Source organism: Legionella maceachernii (genome assembly GCF_900167045.1).
GTDB classification, from domain to species: domain Bacteria; phylum Pseudomonadota; class Gammaproteobacteria; order Legionellales; family Legionellaceae; genus Tatlockia; species Tatlockia maceachernii.
Window position 1 is genome coordinate 177,297 of record NZ_FUXJ01000002.1, and the last position, 20,647, is coordinate 197,943.

The window sequence follows — 20,647 nt, forward strand, 5'->3', positions numbered from 1 at the left end:
TTACTCCTTTTGAGTCTCTCGGGTATATAACAAATCAACGCCGCTGGCAGTTAGACTAGCATTAACTTGGATACTTAAAAATTTATTCAACAAGTAGGTTAAAGTAAACACATTCGAATCGGCTTGTGCTAAACCAAAATTGTAACTTACATAAATACGCTTGGTTATCGATTTTCCTACCACCACGGAGCTAGACTCTGTGATTTGATTGGTTTGCTGATTATACTTAGTATTGCTTTTTATATCCAAATCTACGCCTAAAGCTTGTTTTAATTGGGATAATAATTGCGTGCCTCTCGTTCCTGCGCCAAGTTTCATCGAGCTGATGGCGTTTAACAGAAGCTGACCACCTGCCTTGTTGGCTTGGTTTGCAGGTTTTCCTAATAAAAGCATGGATAGAATATCGGCTTGTGACAGCGAGGAAGGATCTGAGAACAGTTGTATTTTAGGGGAGCTTAGACGCCCACTCACTTCAATGCCTACCGTCACCTCATTACCAAAATCCAATTTTTGTAAATTGGCTGAATTGAAATCAAAGAGTTGATTAGATCCCGAAAAGGATGCATTTGAGTTGTTAAAACGACGAACGGCACGAATATTAATACCTGGATTATCAATCGAACCACCCGTAAAAATAAGTTGACCTTGATCAATTGCCAAATCTTGACCATACGCTTGATATTTTCCATCCCGGACATTTAGTTCGCCGCTGGCGTTAAGTGGTCCTTGAGGCAATTGGCGCAAGCGAATATTGCCAGTAAGAAATCCACGTAATCCTTTCACATCGATGGCAACATTTTCTCCCATATCCAAGTAAATGTCGGTATTGATAGGAAGTGGATTAGGTGAGGAAGCAGATTTTGGCCCGATAAACACAGCGTCCTCCGATAAGCTTATTGTGCTCGTAAAGTTTTGTGGTTTAATTTGAGCATTGGGAATTAAAATTCTTCCCGTCATGTCCATGGCATTGGGCTTAAAATAAATGACTAGTTGAGGCGATAAATTGATGAGGTATTCGTCGGTTTTAATCAGGGGAAAGTCATCACCATTTAGGGTAAGGGAGCCAGTCATTTCAGGAGTAAAATCGCCATTACCTTTTAAGTAAAGCACTTTATTTTGGGATGCAATAGTACCCTGAGAAGTCCATCGTTTATTACGACTTTGAAAATGAATCTCAATAGGGTTCAAATTAAGCCCAATTTTTGGGATTAATAATTTTGCTTTATCAAGATGAAGTGTTCCTTCTATGACTGGTTTATCGATTGTTCCTTTTAAGAGAAGTAAAGCATTTAATTGGCCATCAAGTTGAGTTGCAGCCTCACTGAAATTTTCAAGAAAAGCAAGGGAGTTTACATTCAAATTTAAATTTCCTTTAATAGGCTGATTAGCTGATAAACCTTCATCTAAACGAAATGAAGGTAAATCAAGATTTAAAAGGAGTGATTTATAGTGATCGAGAATTAAGTTTCCCTTTACTTGTAAGCGAGTAGAATTTAAGTCTGCATGAATTTGGCCACCTGTAAAGGGTAAAATCGCAGCAGGATCTTCTTCAGAAAGTTGATATTTTCCTGGTTGAATGGTCAAATTCATCTCGCCTTGAGTGGGACTTGTTATTGTTGCATTCGCAGTGAGTCCGGTTTGCAAATTTTTCAGATGAGGGTGCAACAAAGAAGGGTAGGGGATGAAGGCTTTAAGCTGCCATTGATAGGGGATTGATCCCTTAATTTGCAGCTGATTTTCACCAAGCGAAGCTTGACCATTCACTTGATGATTCTGATAATGAAGTGTTGCGGCAAGTACTCTACCAAAATACTGTGTGGTTAAAGCCGAGTCTAAGGATAAATCATCCAGTGAATTCCCAGTCAAAGCAGTATTCCATTTGAGTTGTTGAATAGGTTGCTCCGTACCTACTAAATCAACTGATTTTGCTAGAACTTGCCCTTGTATTTTAGGCGATGCTTTTTCATCGTAAACTAAATGAATATTCATCTCTCCTTCAGGAAATTTTATAGGTAATCGCTCGCTCTTCCCTTTTTCATCACGCGCATTGTCGGCGGGATCGAGTGATGGTGAGGGGTTCTTAGACGCTGCAGGCAATCCACGGGATGTTGGAATGGAGAGGGGGTGGGCTATTTTTATAGTACCTTGAGTTTGCAGTGATTGATTAGTAGTCTGGCCATTAAGTTGAATAGTCGCACGAATGGGAGAGGTAATCACAGAGGCAAAATTAAAGTTCACATGAGGAAAAGTACCCTCGATTTGCAGACTGCCGTCACTGCTTTCAAACGTTTGATCATTATCGATGGGCCAGATAAATTGATGCCAGGTGGCTAGATGATGTATTTCTTTTCCATAGCGAAGCGTGCCATTAATAATTGTCCCTTTGGGATTGCGCATTTCCCCATGCCAATGGTAGAGAGAAAAATCACCGCCCACTTTTAGGAATCCCTCGATCTTTTGCGATTGGCTTTTTGATTTAAGCTGCAAACTGCCAGACAGAGGATAAGGAAAAATAGGCTGAGCTTGTCCTGAAATAGCAAAATTCATGTCAGAAAAATCCACGTTAAACTGATTAATTTGCCATAATTTATTTGTCAGATTAGCCTTTAATTTAAGGTTAGAAAATTGATGGTTACTTTCATTTTGAGTGATTGTCAAACGATCAATAGAGGCATCCTTAATTTCCATATTAATGGGCAGTTTAATGGGTGCTTTTTTGTCCGAACGAGCATTATCTTCTTTTAATACTACAGATAAAGACTGTGCGCGCAAAGTTTCAATGAATAATTTATGCTTAAACAGCAATTGCCATCGCCAGTTTAAATTAAATTTTTCGAGGTTAATCGCAAATTGATTATTTTGATAATTGAGATGATTCAATGAAAAATCGTGAATAAGCCTGCCTTGCGGTTTTTCGACAATCAGCTTGCCAGGCAAAATAATTTTAGCGATTTGCATGGTAAGGAAAAGGCCAGGTGTAGTGGTCAGCAAAAAAAGGAATAAGCCTCCTAATACAACAAACAGAACAGCTAAACTTTTTATAAGCGTTTTTACTGCAGAAAGAACGTTGCGCATTATAAATCGGGTCCCATGTTAACCACAAATTTTGGATTTTTCGCATGATGACTAAGATGAGTGCCCACTGCTTGGGCGATGCCTATTTTAATAGGACCCACGGGGGATACCCACATCAAGCCAATGCCGATATCATTTTTTAGCCTTCTTGGACCAGGCCTGTAAACATCACCGCTATCGAAAAAACCGATAAGATACCAATTTTCTTTTGTTTCCTTTTGAATTTCTAGACCGCTGTAGGTCAACACTTTACCCGGACCAATCGAATTAAAGGGGTACGCTTTTAAATTCTCAGCACCCCCCAACAAGAGGGCGAGTGACAAAGGGAGTTGATTGATGTCCCTAATTTGAGTGATCCCTTGAATGGTATGAAAATAAAAGCGGGTGCGAAGTAGTGGAATAGTAAGAGCGGCTTTTGCATTAATTGAAGTTTGAACGAAATTGCCATTCGAAAGAAACGCTTTACTCGCGCCAAGCCCATTGACCGTGACGTTGAATCCTGACGGTGAAAAAAGGTTATTTTTGGTTTTAAGCCAAGTAAAGCTCGCTTTTGGAAAAATTGCGCGTTTATTTTCATTCGGTTTTCGATAATAGTGATAATCATCATAAAGGGCATTGATGGATAAAACACGCTGAAAAGAAGGTAAAGTATGGTGCTGCGAGAGCGAGAATAAGAGGGATTTACTGTATCCGGAATTGTAATTCAAAGCAGATATATTTCCATTAATTTGATATTGATCAGTGACAGGATTTTTTCCCGGAATAACATATTGTGCTTTTAAGGCGCTTTGGGCTACTGATCCCAATGCAATCAAGTTCAATTTATGTCCCGCACGGTTAATTGGGATAATGTGATAGCCAACGCGTCCACGGGGGCCTGTGTCGGTACCATAACCCACCCCGAACGAATAACCAGTACGAGGAACAGGCTGCAAATGCACCTGAACGGGAATATAACGTTCATTTCCGCCAATTTGTGGCTTAACGGCAATACTGCGAAAATAGCCACTGCTCACTAATTGCGTGTTAAATGTAAGGATTTGATCCGTGGAGTAGGGCTGACCGTACGCAAAAGGCGTGAAACGATGCAATAACTCTGGAGAAATAGACGTCGGATCAAATTGCACCTGCCCAAAATAATATTGCGGTCCAGTATCGAACAACAAAACAACCTGCGAGGTATATTTATTTAAATCGATAAGGATTTCCGCTTTTTCAAAAGACGAATGTAAATACCCCTGGCGCTCAGCCGCATCCGATAAAATTTGCTTGGTTTCTTCATACTTAGCACTGTTTAAGGGTTGCCCTGTTGCAATCGGTAATTGAGTTAACACTTTTTTAATTTCAGGATTCTCTGCACCTTCTCCTTTAAGACGCGTATTGAACTGCGTGATAAGCATTTGTGGACCAGGATCAATCTGAATTTGTAGGGGCTGTCTTCTTAGGGTGATTTGCGGTTTAAAATACCCGTAAGGTTGCATCGCTTGCGTGATTTGCTGTTTGAGCTCTTCATCTGTTTCTTGGTTTAAGGATTTGGTTTGTTCGATTTCCATTAGACGTGATTGAATATTGGCCAGCAACTTTCCTTTCACACCAATGATATAGAAATTCATTTTAGCGGCAGCCATGAGCAAAGGCAGGCAGCCGAGTGTCAAAAGAAGTAATAGTTTACTCCGTGTAAAGAAACGCTCAGAAAGCCATTCGTCTCTCCGCTTCCCCGATCGACGGCTTTTCATACAAGCCCTGTAACAACATTCGCTTCCAATGCTTTTAGGCGGTAGATAAGCTCAAGTGCCTCACGGGGAGATAAGCTATCTGCATCAATTTTTGCCAGTTCCTTTAAGATTACGGAAGGAGGTTGGTCAATGGTCACAGGTTTTGGCACCGGTTGCGATTGAACGTGAGTCAAATGTTGATGAGCAAGTTGCAACACTTCTTTGGGAATGCCTGCTAATTGGGCTACTTCTAAGCCATAGCTGCGGTTAGCAGGGCCCTCTTCCACGTGATAGAGAAAGACGATACTGTCGTTTGTCAGTGTGGCTTGTAAATGAATATTTCTAATGCAGCTAAACAGTTCAGGTAAATGAGTTAGCTCGAAATAATGAGTAGAAAATAAAGTATAGGCGTTAAGAGTATTAGCCAGATAAACACAAGTGGCGTAAGCTAAAGCCATCCCGTCATAGGTGCTTGTTCCGCGACCAATTTCATCGATTAAGACTAAGCTTTTATTAGTTGCCTGGCGCAAAATGTGAGCCGTTTCAGTCATTTCCACCATAAAAGTAGAACGACCTGAAGCCAAATCATCCGAAGCACCGATGCGTGTGAAGATCCGATCAAGAGGTCCTATTTGTACTCGTTTGGCAGGGACATAACTGCCTATATGTGCCAGCAGCACGATTAAAGCGGTTTGACGCATGTAAGTGGATTTTCCACCCATATTAGGCCCGGTGATGAGCAGCATGTTTTTTTTATCGCTTAGAGTTAAATCATTAGCAATAAATCGTTCTTGCAAGGCCATCTCAACCACGGGATGGCGACCTTGGGTAATATGGATGCCTCCTTGAGGAATGAATTCGGGGCAACACCAATTCAGCGATTGGGCCCGTTCAGCAAAATTTGCCAGTACATCGAGCTCGGCGAGTGCGTGAGCCAATTGCGTGAGGGATTTGATGTAGTGCTGCATTTTTTCGAGCAAATTGTCATAGAGCCACTTCTCACGTGCAAGCGCTTTTACCTGTGCCGAAAGCACTTTTTCTTCAAATTGTTTGAGTTCAGGGGTAATGTAGCGTTCGACATTTTTTAAAGTTTGTTTACGTTGATAATGTAAAGGCGCTTTTTCAGACTGGTTGCGAGACAACTCAATGTAATAACCCTGCACACGATTGTAGCCAAATTTCAAGGTGGACAAGCCTGAGCGTTGTTTTTCTGCCTGTTCTAAGTCAACCAATTTTTCTGTGGCATTCTCATTTAATGCCCTTAACTCATCGAGCTCCTCATCAAATCCCGAAGCAATGACCCCACCATCGCGAATGAGCATAGGCGGATTATCAATAATGGCACTGCTTAAAAGGGTGTGAAGTTCAGGTTGAGCAACTAAATGGCTTGCCAGTTCTTTTAACAGAGGCGATTGATTGGTTTCAATGTGGCCATGGAGTTCAGGCAGGATTGTCAGGGTTTGTCGTAATTGAACAAGATCACGTGGTCTTGCTGATTTCAAGGCAATGCGAGATACAATGCGCTCCACATCACAAATTTGCCTGAGCAGGGGATGAAGAAGGGGGGCTTGATTTTTTTCAAGAAGTTCACTCACGGCGATTTGGCGCTGCCGAAGGGAATTAAGCTGATTGAGAGGTCTACCAAGCCAGCGTTTGAGCAAGCGGCTACCCATGGCGCAAGCGGTGGAATCAAGCACGGCAAGTAAGCTATTTTCCCGACCACCCTGATTATTTTCAAATAACTCCAGATGTTTTTGCGTAGAGGCATCTATTTGCAAATAATCCTCATTTTGTTCCAAAGTGATATGCGTTAAATGAGGCATGGCTTGTCGTTGTGTGCTCTGCAAATAAGTTAATAAACAACCAGCAGCAGGAAATGCAATAGCATAGTCTTTTTCACCAAATGCATCTAAGTTGCTTACTGCGAATTGCTCGCACAAAAGTTGGCGGGCGCGTTTTAAATCAAACTCCCAAGCAGGACGAATTTTTACCGCGAAGTGACCAATAGGTAACGTCTGCTGTACTAGAATTTCAGCAGGTTGTAGCCGATGGATTTCTGCGCAAAGTTGTGCTTCATCATTCACATGCAGTAAATGAAAACGTCCGCCACTTAAATCAACCCAGGCAAGACCAAACTGCTTATTATGCGTATGAATGGCGAGCAGGATAGTATCCCTTTTGGCATCAAGAAGGGCCTCGTCAGTGACCGTTCCCGGTGTAATAATACGAGTCACTTGGCGTTCAACAGGTCCTTTTGATATTGCTGGATCCCCAATTTGCTCACAAATGGCAACGGATTCGCCTTTTCTGACTAATCTGGCTAAATAATTTTCTACGGCATGATAAGGCACACCAGCCATGGGAATGGGTTTATCAGCGGATTGGCCGCGATGGGTTAAGGTAAGGTCTAGAAGATGGGCTGCTCGTTTAGCGTCATCATAAAAAAGTTCATAAAAATCGCCCATGCGATAAAACAAGAGCATATCAGGGTATTCGGATTTGATGCGCAAATATTGCTGCATCATGGGGGTATGAGTGACAGACATAAATTTTCAAAGGCAGACAATTTGGAGGAATTCTAGCAAATGCCCCGGTTTAAGTCAGTAAATCATAATAGGCTGATTTTTCATGATTTTGCGCAACAATTTGTCATAAAGGGCAATAAATAATGGTTATGGTTTTGCGAGGAATAAAAAACTAATGCAAATTTAAGATTTGCCGATAATTCGACTATAATGAGCTCAAAGACGTTGATTTTCTAGAAATTGTTACGTAACTATATGGATGATCAGCGTTTTTAAAAGTACATCCTCAGGGATGACCTTAAATGGCCAAAAGGCTTAAGTCAGGACAAGGAGAGCTATATTTACAGCAATCGCTTCATAAGTCCTTCACTTAAGGCAAATTTTTGTTAGACTATTTAAGGGTGTTAATACCTATGATCAACTACGGAGAATGATTATGAAACGTTTGGCCCTTTTAGCAGTCACTGCTTTTGTAGCAGTTGTACTTTCTGCTTGTGGTGAAAGTGCAGAAAGAAAAGCAGAAACTGGTGCTACTAATGCTACACAACAACAACAAGGTACAGGTACCACTGGCGAAACCGGTCAACAAAGTGGTCAATAAGGTTTTTCAAAGTCGTTTTTAACCCCGCTTTGCGGGGTTTTTTTTGGGTAGAAGACTGTTGTGGATGACATCGCTAAATTAGTTCAGAAGCTAGCAGGCCTACTGCGGACAAAGCATTTTAAAATGACTACTGCAGAATCATGCACTGGCGGATTAATTGCTGGATTACTGACCGAATTGCCGGGAAGTTCAATGTGGTTTGAACGAGGGTTCGTGACTTACAGCAATCTCGCTAAGCATGAAATGTTGGGGGTTGAAACAGCACTCATTGGAATGCATGGGGCAGTCAGCAAAGTTGTCGCAGAAGCAATGGCTAAAGGCGCACTTGCCCACAGTGTAGCCAACCTTGCATTGGCAGTCACAGGAATTGCGGGTCCTGATGGGGGATCTAGCGAAAAACCTGTCGGTACTGTATGGTTTGCTTGGGCTATGCCTAATTTGCCCCTACGAAGCCTACATTGCTGTTTTGCTGATGTGTCTCGCCAGGAGGTACGACATCTCGCTTGCAAGCAGGCCGTGGAAGGGGCTATTGCTTACCTTGAAGAATTTTATGAATAAACAATGAGTTCACCTGCATGGGCGATTTCGCTCAGGGTATAAGTTCGCTAGCGCAAGCATCGATACATAAAGCAAAAGGGTTCCATGCGGCAAATTCTACAAAGAAGGCTCATTTGCTGCCGACCAATAACTATGTATAATCTGCCCTTTGCACACAACATGGGTAACCTATTATGGAAGACAACAAACAAAAAGCACTCAGTGCGGCCCTCGCACAAATTGAACGCCAGTTTGGTAAAGGCTCTGTCATGCGTATGGGCGATGGCAACGTTGCACGAGATATAGAGGCTATTTCCACAGGTTCATTAGGGCTTGATATTGCTTTAGGCATAGGCGGTTTACCCAAAGGCCGTATTGTTGAAATTTATGGTCCTGAGTCTTCTGGTAAAACGACATTAACACTACAAGTAATTGCTGAATGTCAAAAAAAAGGGGGCACAGCGGCATTCATTGATGCCGAACATGCGCTTGACCCTAGTTATGCGGCAAAATTGGGTGTAAACGTGGATGAATTGCTTGTCTCTCAGCCGGATACAGGAGAGCAAGCCTTAGAAATCACTGATATGTTGGTTCGCTCCGCTGCAGTTGATGTGATCATTATTGACTCTGTCGCTGCCCTAACCCCTAAAGCAGAAATCGAAGGAGAGATGGGGGACGCACATGTCGGTTTACAAGCACGCTTAATGTCCCAAGCTTTACGTAAGCTGACTGCGAACATCAAGCGCTCGAACACGTTAGTTATCTTTATTAACCAAATCCGTATGAAAATTGGGGTTATGTTCGGCAATCCTGAAACCACAACGGGGGGTAACGCATTAAAATTTTACGCTTCCGTTCGCCTTGACATACGCCGTACTGGCGCAATCAAAAAAGGTGAAGAGATTTTAGGTAATGAAACAAGAGTGAAGGTGGTTAAAAACAAAGTGGCTCCTCCTTTCAAAAGCACCGATTTCGATATTCTCTACAACGAAGGAATTTCTCGGGAGAGCGAAATTATTAATTTAGGTACTCAACTTGGGCTTATTGAAAAGTCAGGCGCTTGGTACTCTTATAAACAAGAGAAAATTGGTCAGGGCAAAGACAATGTACGCGTGTATTTGAAGGAAAATCCACAAGTCGCTGCAGAACTTGAAAAACAGATCCGAGATGAGTTACTCGTTAAAAAATTGCCCACTGTTGAGACTGAAATGTTTGAGAGCGTGGATGACTAGAGCGTTTGATTGTGCGTTGCGTCTACTCGGTAGACGCGAGCACAGTGCGCGCGAGCTGGTAATTAAACTAGCGCAAAGAGGTTATGATTCTAAAGAGGTTTCTGAGGCAATTGCTCAATGTCAGCGTCTTGGTTTGCAAAGCGACGCCCGATTTGTTGAAACGCTGTGTCATACTCGTATTCGTCAAGGTTGTGGTCCTTTAAAAATCAGTCAGGAATTACAAACTAAACACATTGACCGTGAATTAATCGATAATGTGCTTGAGCGAGAGCAAGAAAATTGGGTCACTTACGCTTTGGACGTTTGGCATAAAAAATTTAAAAATCAAGGCGAGATTTCTTTTAAAGAATTACAAAAACGACAACGGTTTTTATTATATCGAGGATTTACAGCGGATATTATTGCCAAGGTGATTGCTGAAGTAGGGGTGGGACGAGGTTACGATGCATTGTCGTCCTGAACGCAGTGACGGGCTTTAGAGCGGCTCGCTGCCAGGATACAAGAGATCCTTCGCTTCCGCTCAGGATGACACTTTGCGCACCTGCGAACAATTACATAAACTATTAATGATAACTACGAATTGTGAGAACATGAAAAGTTCAGAAATAAGAAAGGCATTTTTTGATTATTTTGCTGCAAGAGATCATCAAATCGTTGAGTCGAGTTCGCTCGTACCGGGTAATGATCCTACTCTGCTGTTTACCAATGCGGGGATGGTGCAGTTTAAGGACACCTTTCTTGGCATAGAAACACGCCCTTATTGTCGAGCGGTGAGCGCCCAACGCTGTGTTCGTGCCGGGGGTAAACATAATGATCTAGAAAATGTGGGTTACACGGCGCGACACCATACTTTTTTCGAAATGCTGGGTAATTTTAGTTTTGGTGATTATTTCAAACGGGAAGCAATAAAGTATGCTTGGGAATTTTTAACCACAGTACTCAAGCTGCCTACCGAGCGTTTATGGGTTACCGTCTATAAAGATGACAATGAAGCGGCTGATATTTGGTTGAACGAATTAGGGGTTTCTCCTGAACGATTTTCTCGTTGCGGTGAAAAAGATAATTTTTGGTCAATGGGCGATACAGGTCCTTGTGGTCCTTGCACCGAAATTTTTTACGATCACGGGCCAGAAATTGCCGGGGGACCTCCAGGTAGTCCAGATGAAGACGGTGATCGATACATTGAAATCTGGAATTTGGTGTTTATGCAATTTAATCGTGATAAAACAGGGCATTTACATCCGTTACCTAAACCTTCTGTCGATACGGGGATGGGGCTTGAGCGTATTGCTGCGGTGGTACAAGGAGTGCATAATAACTATGAGATTGATTTATTTCAGCATCTTATTCGCGCCATTTGCAAACTTGCACCACCCTCGGTTAATCCTGAGCATCCTTCTTTAAAAGTGATTGCTGATCATATTCGCGCTTGCTCCTTCTTAATTGCTGACGGTATCGTCCCCAGCAATGAAGGAAGAGGCTATGTTTTACGCCGTATTATTCGCCGAGCCGTACGTCATGGCAATAAACTAGGACTCCCTACTCCTTTTTTCTGCGATTTAGTAAAACCCTTAATTGAGGTTATGGGAGATGCCTATCCTGAATTAGTGAGCAATAGAACGCAAATAGAGCGGGTTCTAGCACAGGAAGAGGGGCAGTTTGCACGTACCCTGGAACAGGGACTGCGCTTATTGCAAGAACAAATTCAATCCTTAAAAGGGAAAGAAATTGCCGGCGAAGTCGTTTTTAAGCTGTATGATACCTATGGGTTTCCGTTGGATTTAACTGCCGACATCGCTCGTGAGCAGGGGTTAACCATCGATATGGAGGCATTTAATCGCTGCATGCGTCAGCAGCGAGAGTTATCTCAATCAGCAAGCCAATTTGCTGCTGATTATTCAGTCTCTGCCCAGTTGGCCGAATCTTCAGAATTTCATGGTTATCAAAAAGAAAGCTTGCATTCAAAAATTTCCGCTTTGTTGTTCGATCAGAAGAAAGTTTCCAAACTAACGAAAGGCAGCAGGGGGGCGATTATCTTGGATAACACGCCATTTTATGCGGAAAGTGGCGGGCAAGTGGGTGATCGCGGCAAGCTGCTTGACGGTCAAGCTGTTTTTCAAGTGGATGACACGCAGCGCGTAGGACAAGCCATTATCCATTATGGGGAAGTGCTCGAGGGAGAGTTTGTTGTTAATCAGGAAGTGAATGCGCGTATTGATGTTGCCAGACGCAATGCAATACGTCTTAATCATACGGCAACCCATCTATTACACGCTGCTTTAAAAACACTTGTGGGTTCTCACGTACAGCAAAAAGGTTCTTTGGTGGACGCTGAGCGTGCTCGCTTTGATTTTTCTCATTTTGAAGCCCTGACACCGACTCAATTGCGTCAATTAGAGGTGTTAGTGAATGAGAAGATTCGTGCGAATGATGAGGTTGTGACTGAAATCATGAGCATTGAAGAGGCTAAAAAAAGTGGCGCAGTGGCTTTATTCGGTGAAAAATACGGTGATTCGGTAAGAGTGTTGTCGTTAGGAGAGTTCTCGAAAGAGTTATGTGGTGGCACTCATGCTTCGCGAACGGGTGATATTGGCCTTTTCAAAATTACTGCAGAATATGGGATTGCCAGTGGGATAAGACGAATAGAAATGGTGACTGGCGCTTATGCTCTGAGCTGGGTTAACCAGCAGTTAGAGGTTTTAGAGGAAATTGCGGTCAAGCTAAAAACAAATCCTGTGAGCGTCCCAGAGAAATTGTCACAATTTTTGCATGAGGTAAAACAGCAAGAAAAAGAATTAGCGCGCTTAAATGCAAAAATAGCATCCATTTCAGGCGCTGATTTATTAGCGGAAGTACAAACCGTACAAGGGGTGAACTTGCTGGTTAAGCAATTAGACAATATGGATAATCAGACACTAAGAACCACTTTGGATCAATTAAAATCCAGCTTGGATAACGCGGTAATTGTCCTGATTGCTACCAGTGAAGAGAAGATGAATGTTGTTGCTGGAGTGAGTAAGAGCCTATTAGGTCGTGTACCGACTGCTGCAACGCTAGTAAAGCATCTTTGTGGCAAAGGGGGAGGCCGAGAAGACATGGCTCAAGGTGGAGGTCGTGTTCCGGAAGATCTGGATCAAAGAATTTCACAGATTCGGGCAATGATTGCTGAGCACGCGGGTTAACATATTAGACGGGGCGCTGAAAATGGCATTATTAGTGCAAAAATTCGGGGGAACGTCGCTGGCTACACTTAAGCATATTAATCATGCGGCAGATTTGGTGGCAAAGGCAAAACAATCTGGTCATAAAGTGGTTGTAATTGTGTCCGCTATGAGTGGAGAAACGGATAGATTAATTGGTTTGGCAAGCGAGATCAGTGAATGTCCTAATGAAAGAGAGTATGCAGCCCTTGTTGCGACGGGTGAACAAGTTTCTATGGCATTAATGGCCATGGCTTTGATTAATCGCGGCATTAATGCCCGCTCTTATACCGGTGGACAGGCCCGCATCCAAACTTGCAGTCAGTTTAAAAAAGCACGTATACAAGCGATAGATACCTCTCCTATATTGAACGATCTTGAGCATGACAAAGTCGTAGTCATTGCAGGATTTCAGGGAATAGATAAAGAGGGCAATATTACCACGCTTGGACGAGGCGGCTCAGACACAACCGCTGTTGCTATTGCGGCAGCTTTAAACGCTGACGAATGTCAAATTTATACCGATGTGGATGGTGTTTATACGACGGATCCGCGAATTGTTCCTGACGCAAAACGATTAGAGCAGATTACCTTTGAAGAAATGTTAGAGTTATCGAGTTTAGGGGCAAAGGTACTGCAAATTCGTGCCGTTGAATTTGCCGGCAAGTATAATATTCCATTACGCGTTCTTTCCTCCGCACAAGAGGGCCCAGGCACTTTAATTACTTATCAGCAAAAAAACAGTATGGAAGCACCCATGGTCACTGGCATTGCCTTTAGCCGCAATGAAGCAAAAATTACTTTGACGGGTGTCCCTGATAAGCCAGGGCTTGCTTCGGGTATTTTAACTGAGATCAGTGAAATAGGGGTGAACATCGATATGATTGTTCAGCACTTATCTGCGAATGACAAGACAGATTTTACATTCACTGTTCACCGCGATGAATATCAGCTTACCATGGAAAAATTAAATCAACTTGTTAAGGATTTAGGGGCTAATGCAGTGATTGGAGCAAATGGTTTGGCAAAACTATCCCTTGTCGGTGCGGGACTGAAAAGCCATCCTGAAGTCGCTTCTATCATGTTCAGAACATTGGCATCAAAAGGAATTAATATTCAACTCATTGCCACTTCGGAAATTAAGATATCCGTGTTAATTGATGCGGCGATGTTGGATGAGGGCGTGCGTGCTTTACATAGTGTTTTTCGACTTGAGGTCGATAGCTGTGACGAGTCGCGCGTGATTCCACCCGTGGAATTAACACAACCCGATTGTGTTGCGGCGCTGGGTAAATTGTAATTCATCATCCTAAACAATAAATGGAGTTATTCGATGAGCTTTTGGAGTGAATTTAAGCAATTTGCTATGCGCGGAAATGTGGTGGATCTTGCGGTTGCTGTCGTGATCGGAGGGGCTTTTGGCAAAATTGTTTCCTCTCTCGTTGATGGAATCATCATGCCTTTAATCGGATTATTGCTAGGTGGGATTAACATTTCCGATAAATCCTTCAAGATCGGTGAAGCGATAGTAAAATGGGGGTTATTTCTTCAAACTGTAATTGATTTCGCTATTATTGCCTTCTCTATTTTTATTGTTATTAAATTCATCAATATTTTGCAACATAAGCGAGAAGAAGAGGCAGAAAACTTAACCAAAGAAGAGTCCCTCCTCACGGAAATTAGAGATCTATTAAAAACGAAAACGAAAGAAGAAAACTCCTGATATTATTCCCGGGATGAACTTATTGTTCTCACCAAAGTCTATCACGTGTAAGATTGGGCTTTCGCCCAATCTATCGCTTATTATCACTGGCTTTATGGTTAGAAATTTACGTATTTATCAATTAAACTTTGAGCAGCTTGCTCAGCTTGTGGACGTTTGTCAGGTGGAACTAAAGTATAAGCATCATTTTTAGCGCTCTGATAATTTTTATTGTTAGGCACGGCAGCTGAAGCAGCAGCAAACCAGCCGTAGGCTTGAATATTATCTCTAGGTACGCCTAAACCGTCTTTATAGAGCTTACCAATGTTATACAACGCAAAAGTATTCCCCCCTCTGGCGGCTTTCATATACCAATTCATTGCTTGCGTATAATCTTGAGCGACCCCTTCACCATGGTCATAGGCATAGCCGACTAAATCTTGTCCCATAGGGGATCCTAAATCTGCAGCTTGTTGGTACCATTTTAAAGCTTGAGAGTAATCGCGCGAAACGCCATTGCCGTTATAGTAAAAATTTCCAAGAGAGATCATTGAAGCCGTGTTTCCCTGATTGGCCGCTTTGGTGTACCAAAGTATGGCTTTTGCATAATCTTGTTCTATGCCTTCTCCCTTCTCATAAGCGTAACCTAGGTATTCTTGCCCTTTTGCTGATCCTTGCTCTGCCGCATTTTTATACCATTTTACTGCGCGTGCATAATCTTTAGGAACACCAACGCCATCATAATAAAGGTCGCCTAATGCGATCATTGCTGAAACATTTCCTTGATTGGCCGCGCGTTCATACCATTTGGCGGCTTCTGTCGGATCTTTACTTATTCCACTTAAGCCTTGATCATACATCGCACCCATATTGAATTGAGCCTCCGAATTTCCTTGATTAGCTAATGGTTGGCAACTGGATAAGTCTGAACAGATGTCATAAGGTAAAGCGAGACTGACTGAGGGGAGCGTTAAACTGGTTCCTAAAAGGAATGCCTTAACTAGAGCGGTAGCACCTTTATCCATAGCAAATATCCTAGCTAGCTAGAGGTATTTGAAATTATAGACTATTTATCCTTGCAGTGTTAACGGGTATCGGGGAAGCGCGGTATGTTTTAGGTATTGCGATACCCATCTTACGTCATCAACTCTTGCCAATAGTGACGCGATTTTTTGATAATGCCGGCACCTTTTTCCCGGGTAAAATCTGACCCACTAAATTCAGTGGATCCACAGCAAAAAAGTCAATGGGTTCTTTGGTAAATTCCCTTTTCTTAAAAGCACGTAACGAATCCACGGCATAGGATAGGGCAAATTGTTCGCCAGCAAATCCGCTTACAAATCGGCCGCCTCTGATTTCTCCTTTGGCTTCCATGCGCCGAAAAACGGTCAGTAAATCTCGCCAACTTGGAGCGATTTTTTCTTTGACCAGTAGCTCGCGAAAACAAACACCATATCGTTTTAGCAGCATGGTACAGATTGCTTCAATCGGTGGTGTGGAATCCGTGAATTTCCGGGGTTTTAGCAAAGACCAACGTCCGGCAGCTTGACGATAGTGAAGACGACGACCTCTTCTACCTGAGCGGCGATGGGGATCAATGAGTGCACGTAAATTGTCAAACGCATCGGCAGTAATAAGGCCAGCTGCCACCAGCTCCCATAATCCTAGCTCAATTTGCGTTTTAAGGTCACCAATCCCCTCTACAATATCGATAAAAAATGATGCGCCATTTTCTTTTAGGAAATGATAAATACTTTGCGCAGTATGGCTCAAAACGTGTAAATCGTTTGGATTAACTTGGGGTATGCCAGCCATCCAAGCAGCGTCATCACGTACAAAAAAAGTAATAGGTGTCACACTGGTTGGCAAAATCCGTTTAAGTTGGAGTGCTTCATCGAATGAGGAGGTCATGGCCGGATGGGGGGAAATGCGTCCCCAGCCAATGACTCCTGTAAAACAAAGATGATCAAGCCAATCTTTGTCGTAATCTTTAATGCGTTTGGTAAAAATGCATTTCTCCCAGGCATTGGCTGGTACTTCATAACCTTGCAGTTGCTTAATCACTTCTAGCAAACCTTGCTCACCTCGCAATTGTGAGCCTGGTGCGAGATGTTGCCAAGTTAATAACCAATTCATGAATTGCATGGCGGTAACAGGTTCTATTTCTTTTCGAAGAATTCCAAGCGTCAGGCCATGAATTCGTGCGAGCAATCGCCTCTCACACCATTCAAGTTGGTTTGTGGCTCTAAAGTGGCCTCGTAGGATTAATCCTGTGGATTCCAGTCTTAAAAGCGTTTTTTCAACATCATTCACATCCAAGCACAGGAGTTCAGCCAGTTCATTTTTAGTTGTGGGCCCAAGGTATTGCAGCCATCCGCGTAGCATTTCGATAAGGGCTTCTTCGCGCTCTAATTTAGCCTGCTCAATCAATTTAAGGTCACAATGAAGGATTGCTTCAGGATAAATGCATTGAAAAGTGCGTATTTTCTCTGTGGCCACCCAGAATAATTGCTGATTAACAGACGCTTTTCCAGCTCGTCCTTGAGTAGAGAGTTCGGTAAAAAAAACCTCCCAAGAAAGTGGTGCGTTTCGGTAATCATTTAAATGTAATAGCTCACTACATCCGTCTTTTGGCTTTAAACAAATATTCGTTGGCAGGGCAATCAGGGTTTGTAAAACATCATGTAATTCATCCTCGTTGCGGATATCTGGCCAGGCTTGTTGTTGTACTTCACTGATTGCTGCCGGATTTAATTGACCTATTTTTTGCAGCAATGATTCAGGTAGTACTCGACGCATTTCAACTGCTCTTGCCCTTCGCTCTTCTAATGGCGCATCATCAAGAAACGCATAAGGATTGGCGTTTAATATTTCATGAGAAAAGACTGAAGGGGTGGGGGTATCAATCGCTATACATTGAATTTTTTCTTCCACAATTTGGTTTAAAACGTTGATCAATCCCTCAATATCGAGCGCTTCGGTTAAACAGTCTTTGAGGGTTTCATTGATCAGAGGATGATCGGGGAGTTCAATGTCTTGTCCTGCCAAATTATCCTGGCATGCGGCAACATCTGGAAACACGGCAGCTAAAAGATCATCAGCAAGCATACGCAAAATGGCAGGAGGTACTTTTCGCCCGCCGCGAAACCGCACGATTGCTAGCGCGCGCAGCGCGTCCCAGCGCCATCGTGTGGTAAAAATAGGTGATTGTAAGACAGCCTGGATTAAAACGTGGCGCAAGGTATTCGGGTGGAGGAAATGAAATACATCAGCTAGAGGAAAGCTGTGTTGTTCTGCGAGAGAAATTGCTATGCCATTATCGGTTGCTGCAGCTTGCAGTTCGAAATTAAACGAACGACAAAAGCGTTTTCTCAAAGCAAGCCCCCAAGCTTTATTAATTCGTGCCCCAAAAGGGGAGTGGATAATAAGTTGCATCCCTCCGGATTCATCAAAAAACCGTTCAGCAATAATCGTCCCTTGAGTGGGGACTGTGCCTAAAATGGCTCGTCCTGTTTGGATATAGTTGACGATTTGTTGGGCTCCATTATCATTCAGACCACAATGGGTAACTAGCCAGTCTTGTGTGGTGTGAGAGGACTCTTTGAGGTTATTGCCAAGAGTGGGGAGGTCCCTCGCTTTTGCTCGGGATGACGGTGGTATTGTCGTCTCGAACGTAGTGAGGGATCTCCTTGATGGAGCTCTTGCCAAGAGTGGGGAGGTCCTTCGCTTTTGCTCGGGATGACGGTGGTCCGAACGTAGTGAGGGATCGCCTTGATGGGGTTGTTGCCAAGAGTCGGGAGGTCCTTCGCTTTTGCTCAGGATGACAGTGGTATTGTCGTTCCGAACGCAGTGAGGGATCTCCTTTCTCGCGAGGTCCTTCGTGGGAGAGGTATTGTCAAGAGTCGGGAGGTCCCTCGCTTGGCTCGGGGTGATAGGGGGTGTGTTGTCGTCCCGAACGCAGTGAGGGATCTCTTGTGTGTTGATAGGAACCTCGCTTTGCTCGGGGCGATATAACATCTCCTGAATTTTCTTACGCAGATTGGAGACCTGCAAAGAAAGCTCATCCGTTCTTGATGGGGCTTCGCCCAGCCAGAAGGGCACGCTCGGTGGAGCGCCATGTGCATCTTCAACGATAACGCGTCCTTTTGCGCTTTCAATGCGTTTGATTTGCCAAGAGGTATTACCGAGCAAAATAACATCTCCTCGATTACTTTCAATGGCAAAATCTTCATCCAGTGTGCCCACAACCACACCGGTTGACTCGGTGATGACTTTAAATAAACTATTGTCGGGAATAGCACCGCCACTGGTAATGGCGGCCAAGCGGCTGCCACGCCGTGCCTTAACAATACCATTCACTTGATCTCGGAATAGGTAAGCGCCATAGCGTCCTCGCGAGCCTGCAATTCCTTCTGAGAGCATCTGCAACAAAGCGGTGAATGTGTCGCGCGATAAGTTTCTATAAGGGTAACTCTTCTTGATCAAATTAAATAATTCTTCTTCAGACCAGTCATTAGTTGCGCAACATGCAACCATTTGCTGGGCTAAAATATCCAATGGCTCTTCTGGAATGAGTAATCGATCGAGATCGCCTGTGCGAATGGCATAGACTAAAGCAGCGCATTCCAATAACTCATCACACGTTGTCGCGAAAAAGATGCCTTTGGAAACAGCGCCACGCCAGTGTCCTGCTCGGCCGATGCGCTGTAAGGCGATGGCGATTGAGCGGGGAGAACCAAGCTGGCAGACTAAATCCACGGTTCCAATATCAATTCCTAATTCCAAAGAGGCGGTGGCAACGAGTACTTGTAATTTGCCCGCTTTTAATTGCGTTTCTGCTTTCAGACGCAATTTGCGCGACAAACTGCCATGGTGGGCTGCAACCTTTTCCTTGTCTAATCGTTCTGATAAATGATGAGCCACACGCTCAGCTAAGCGCCTCGTGTTGGCAAACACTAAGGTGGAGCGATTTTGCTGGGCTAATGCGGCAATACGATCATAAATTTGATCCCACATCTCGTTAGTGGCCACAGGGCCTAATTCGGTTTCAGGTGTTTCAATTTTAAGTTCCAAATGTCGATTATGACGAATATTCACAATCACAGGGCGCGGGCCAGCTGTACCCGCAAGAAAATCAGCAACAAGTTCAAGGGGCTTTTGCGTTGCTGATAAACCGATTCGTACTGGTTTTTGTAAGCTAATTGCTTCAAGTCGTTCAAGCGATAGCGATAAATGAGAGCCCCGTTTGTTATTGGCTAGAGCATGAATTTCATCGACAATCACTGTTTTAATGTCTTTAAGAATGGCGCGGCTTTTTTCTGCCGTAAGCAATAAATAAAACGATTCGGGGGTGGTAACAAGAATATGAGGGGGTTTTTTTAACATGGCTTGTCTGTCTTTAGCCAGTGTGTCTCCCGTTCTTACTGCAACTTGAATTTCTTTCATGAGCAAGCCACGTTCTTTGGCTAGCCTCTGAATTTCTTCAAGGGGTTCTAGCAAGTTTTTTTGAATGTCATTTGTCAATGCTTTTAATGGCGAAATATAGACCACGCTGGTTTGATCGGGTAAATCCATTAAGGATTGCCTGACTAATTGATCAATACAAATCAAAAAAGCAGCAAATGTCTTTCCTGAGCCTGTAGGTGCAGAAATGAGTGTAGTAAGGCCTGCCAAAATCGAGGGCCATCCTTGCTCCTGTGGTTCAGTAGGGGAATTGTATTTGTTAGTAAACCAGTCACGAACGAGAGGATGTGCCCAGGCTAAACTGTCGGGGATAGAAATCATATATAGATTATACGCCGAAATTTGGAAAAGAGACTGAAGGGTCTTAATTAATGAGTCAATCGTTTTTAAGGAGAATAGAAAAACCAGCAAAAAGTGATTGATCGAATAGACTTTTTTTCTTTGATGGAGCAATATAGGGGAATGGCCAAAAGGATTTTTGGTTGAAATGATAAGAGAAATGCGAGGGCAGGGTTAGAAGTGTAAGCTGAGAACTTACTTTCACTCCTCATGTCTCGCCGCTTGACTGTGTGGTGTCGACCAATAAAACCGCACTTT

At 43.3% G+C, this 20,647-nt stretch carries 12 protein-coding genes; 7 read left to right on the plus strand and 5 right to left on the minus strand.

Annotation, left to right across the window (positions count from 1 at the left end; genetic code table 11):
• The 3 genes from B5D33_RS00815 to mutS are packed head-to-tail and all read right to left on the minus strand — an operon-like array spanning position 1 to position 7,336.
• Positions 1-3,075 carry a translocation/assembly module TamB domain-containing protein gene (locus B5D33_RS00815; protein ID WP_058452421.1) on the minus strand — a complete coding sequence of 1,025 codons (3,075 nt, stop codon included), beginning with the start codon at positions 3,073-3,075 and terminating at the stop codon, positions 1-3.
• Positions 3,075-4,811: an autotransporter assembly complex protein TamA gene (locus tag B5D33_RS00820; protein WP_234802418.1), complete on the minus strand. Its 1,737-nt coding sequence runs from the start codon at positions 4,809-4,811 to the stop codon at positions 3,075-3,077. Before B5D33_RS00820 ends, B5D33_RS00815 begins: the two co-directional genes overlap by 1 nt.
• On the minus strand, positions 4,808-7,336 hold the full coding sequence (gene mutS / locus B5D33_RS00825) for a DNA mismatch repair protein MutS (protein WP_058452422.1): 2,529 nt from the start codon (positions 7,334-7,336) through the stop codon (positions 4,808-4,810). Before mutS ends, B5D33_RS00820 begins: the two co-directional genes overlap by 4 nt.
• A 415-nt stretch (positions 7,337-7,751) precedes the next feature.
• Between mutS and B5D33_RS16485 the strand changes: the two genes are divergently transcribed.
• The 7 genes from B5D33_RS16485 (at position 7,752) to mscL (ending at position 14,608) form a co-directional block, all read left to right on the plus strand.
• Positions 7,752-7,916, plus strand: coding sequence for a hypothetical protein (locus tag B5D33_RS16485; protein ID WP_156415010.1), 165 nt, complete (start codon positions 7,752-7,754; stop codon positions 7,914-7,916).
• Positions 7,917-7,976: 60 nt separating this feature from the next.
• Entirely contained in the window at positions 7,977-8,474 is a 498-nt protein-coding gene (locus tag B5D33_RS00830; RefSeq protein WP_058452423.1) for a CinA family protein, read from the plus strand.
• Positions 8,475-8,647: 173 nt separating this feature from the next.
• Positions 8,648-9,685, plus strand: a complete 1,038-nt coding sequence (gene recA, locus B5D33_RS00835; protein ID WP_058452424.1) for a recombinase RecA — start codon at positions 8,648-8,650, stop codon at positions 9,683-9,685.
• Complete coding sequence (recX, locus tag B5D33_RS00840; protein ID WP_058452425.1) at positions 9,678-10,145, plus strand: recombination regulator RecX; 468 nt, start codon at positions 9,678-9,680, stop codon at positions 10,143-10,145. Before recA ends, recX begins: the two co-directional genes overlap by 8 nt.
• Before the next feature lie 130 nt (positions 10,146-10,275).
• On the plus strand, positions 10,276-12,867 hold the full coding sequence (gene alaS, locus B5D33_RS00845) for an alanine--tRNA ligase (RefSeq protein ID WP_058452426.1): 2,592 nt from the start codon (positions 10,276-10,278) through the stop codon (positions 12,865-12,867).
• Positions 12,868-12,889: 22 nt separating this feature from the next.
• Positions 12,890-14,185, plus strand: a complete 1,296-nt coding sequence (locus tag B5D33_RS00850) for an aspartate kinase (RefSeq protein ID WP_065240009.1) — start codon at positions 12,890-12,892, stop codon at positions 14,183-14,185.
• A 33-nt stretch (positions 14,186-14,218) separates the two neighbouring features.
• Positions 14,219-14,608, plus strand: a complete 390-nt coding sequence (gene mscL, locus B5D33_RS00855; protein WP_058452427.1) for a large conductance mechanosensitive channel protein MscL — start codon at positions 14,219-14,221, stop codon at positions 14,606-14,608.
• Positions 14,609-14,706: 98 nt separating this feature from the next.
• Here mscL and B5D33_RS00860 read toward each other — a convergent pair whose 3' ends face one another.
• Together B5D33_RS00860 and B5D33_RS16770 are read right to left on the minus strand one after the other, a co-directional pair.
• Positions 14,707-15,612 carry a tetratricopeptide repeat protein gene (locus B5D33_RS00860; RefSeq protein WP_058452428.1) on the minus strand — a complete coding sequence of 302 codons (906 nt, stop codon included), beginning with the start codon at positions 15,610-15,612 and terminating at the stop codon, positions 14,707-14,709.
• Positions 15,613-15,730: 118 nt separating this feature from the next.
• Positions 15,731-20,371 (minus strand): DEAD/DEAH box helicase, encoded by a 4,641-nt coding sequence (locus B5D33_RS16770; RefSeq protein ID WP_234802419.1) that lies wholly within the window; start codon positions 20,369-20,371, stop codon positions 15,731-15,733.
• Between the last annotated feature and the right edge of the window lie 276 nt (positions 20,372-20,647).

Coding starts and splice junctions, on each gene's coding strand:
- B5D33_RS00860 (WP_058452428.1), bottom strand. CDS start 15,612: ATGGATAAAGGTGCTACCGCTCTAGTTAAGGCATTCCTTTTAGGAACC.
- B5D33_RS16770 (WP_234802419.1), bottom strand. CDS start 20,371: ATGATTTCTATCCCCGACAGTTTAGCCTGGGCACATCCTCTCGTTCGT.
- B5D33_RS00820 (WP_234802418.1), bottom strand. CDS start 4,811: ATGAAAAGCCGTCGATCGGGGAAGCGGAGAGACGAATGGCTTTCTGAG.
- mscL (WP_058452427.1), top strand. CDS start 14,219: ATGAGCTTTTGGAGTGAATTTAAGCAATTTGCTATGCGCGGAAATGTG.
- mutS (WP_058452422.1), bottom strand. CDS start 7,336: ATGTCTGTCACTCATACCCCCATGATGCAGCAATATTTGCGCATCAAA.
- B5D33_RS00850 (WP_065240009.1), top strand. CDS start 12,890: ATGGCATTATTAGTGCAAAAATTCGGGGGAACGTCGCTGGCTACACTT.
- recX (WP_058452425.1), top strand. CDS start 9,678: ATGACTAGAGCGTTTGATTGTGCGTTGCGTCTACTCGGTAGACGCGAG.
- recA (WP_058452424.1), top strand. CDS start 8,648: ATGGAAGACAACAAACAAAAAGCACTCAGTGCGGCCCTCGCACAAATT.
- B5D33_RS00815 (WP_058452421.1), bottom strand. CDS start 3,075: ATGCGCAACGTTCTTTCTGCAGTAAAAACGCTTATAAAAAGTTTAGCT.
- alaS (WP_058452426.1), top strand. CDS start 10,276: ATGAAAAGTTCAGAAATAAGAAAGGCATTTTTTGATTATTTTGCTGCA.
- B5D33_RS16485 (WP_156415010.1), top strand. CDS start 7,752: ATGAAACGTTTGGCCCTTTTAGCAGTCACTGCTTTTGTAGCAGTTGTA.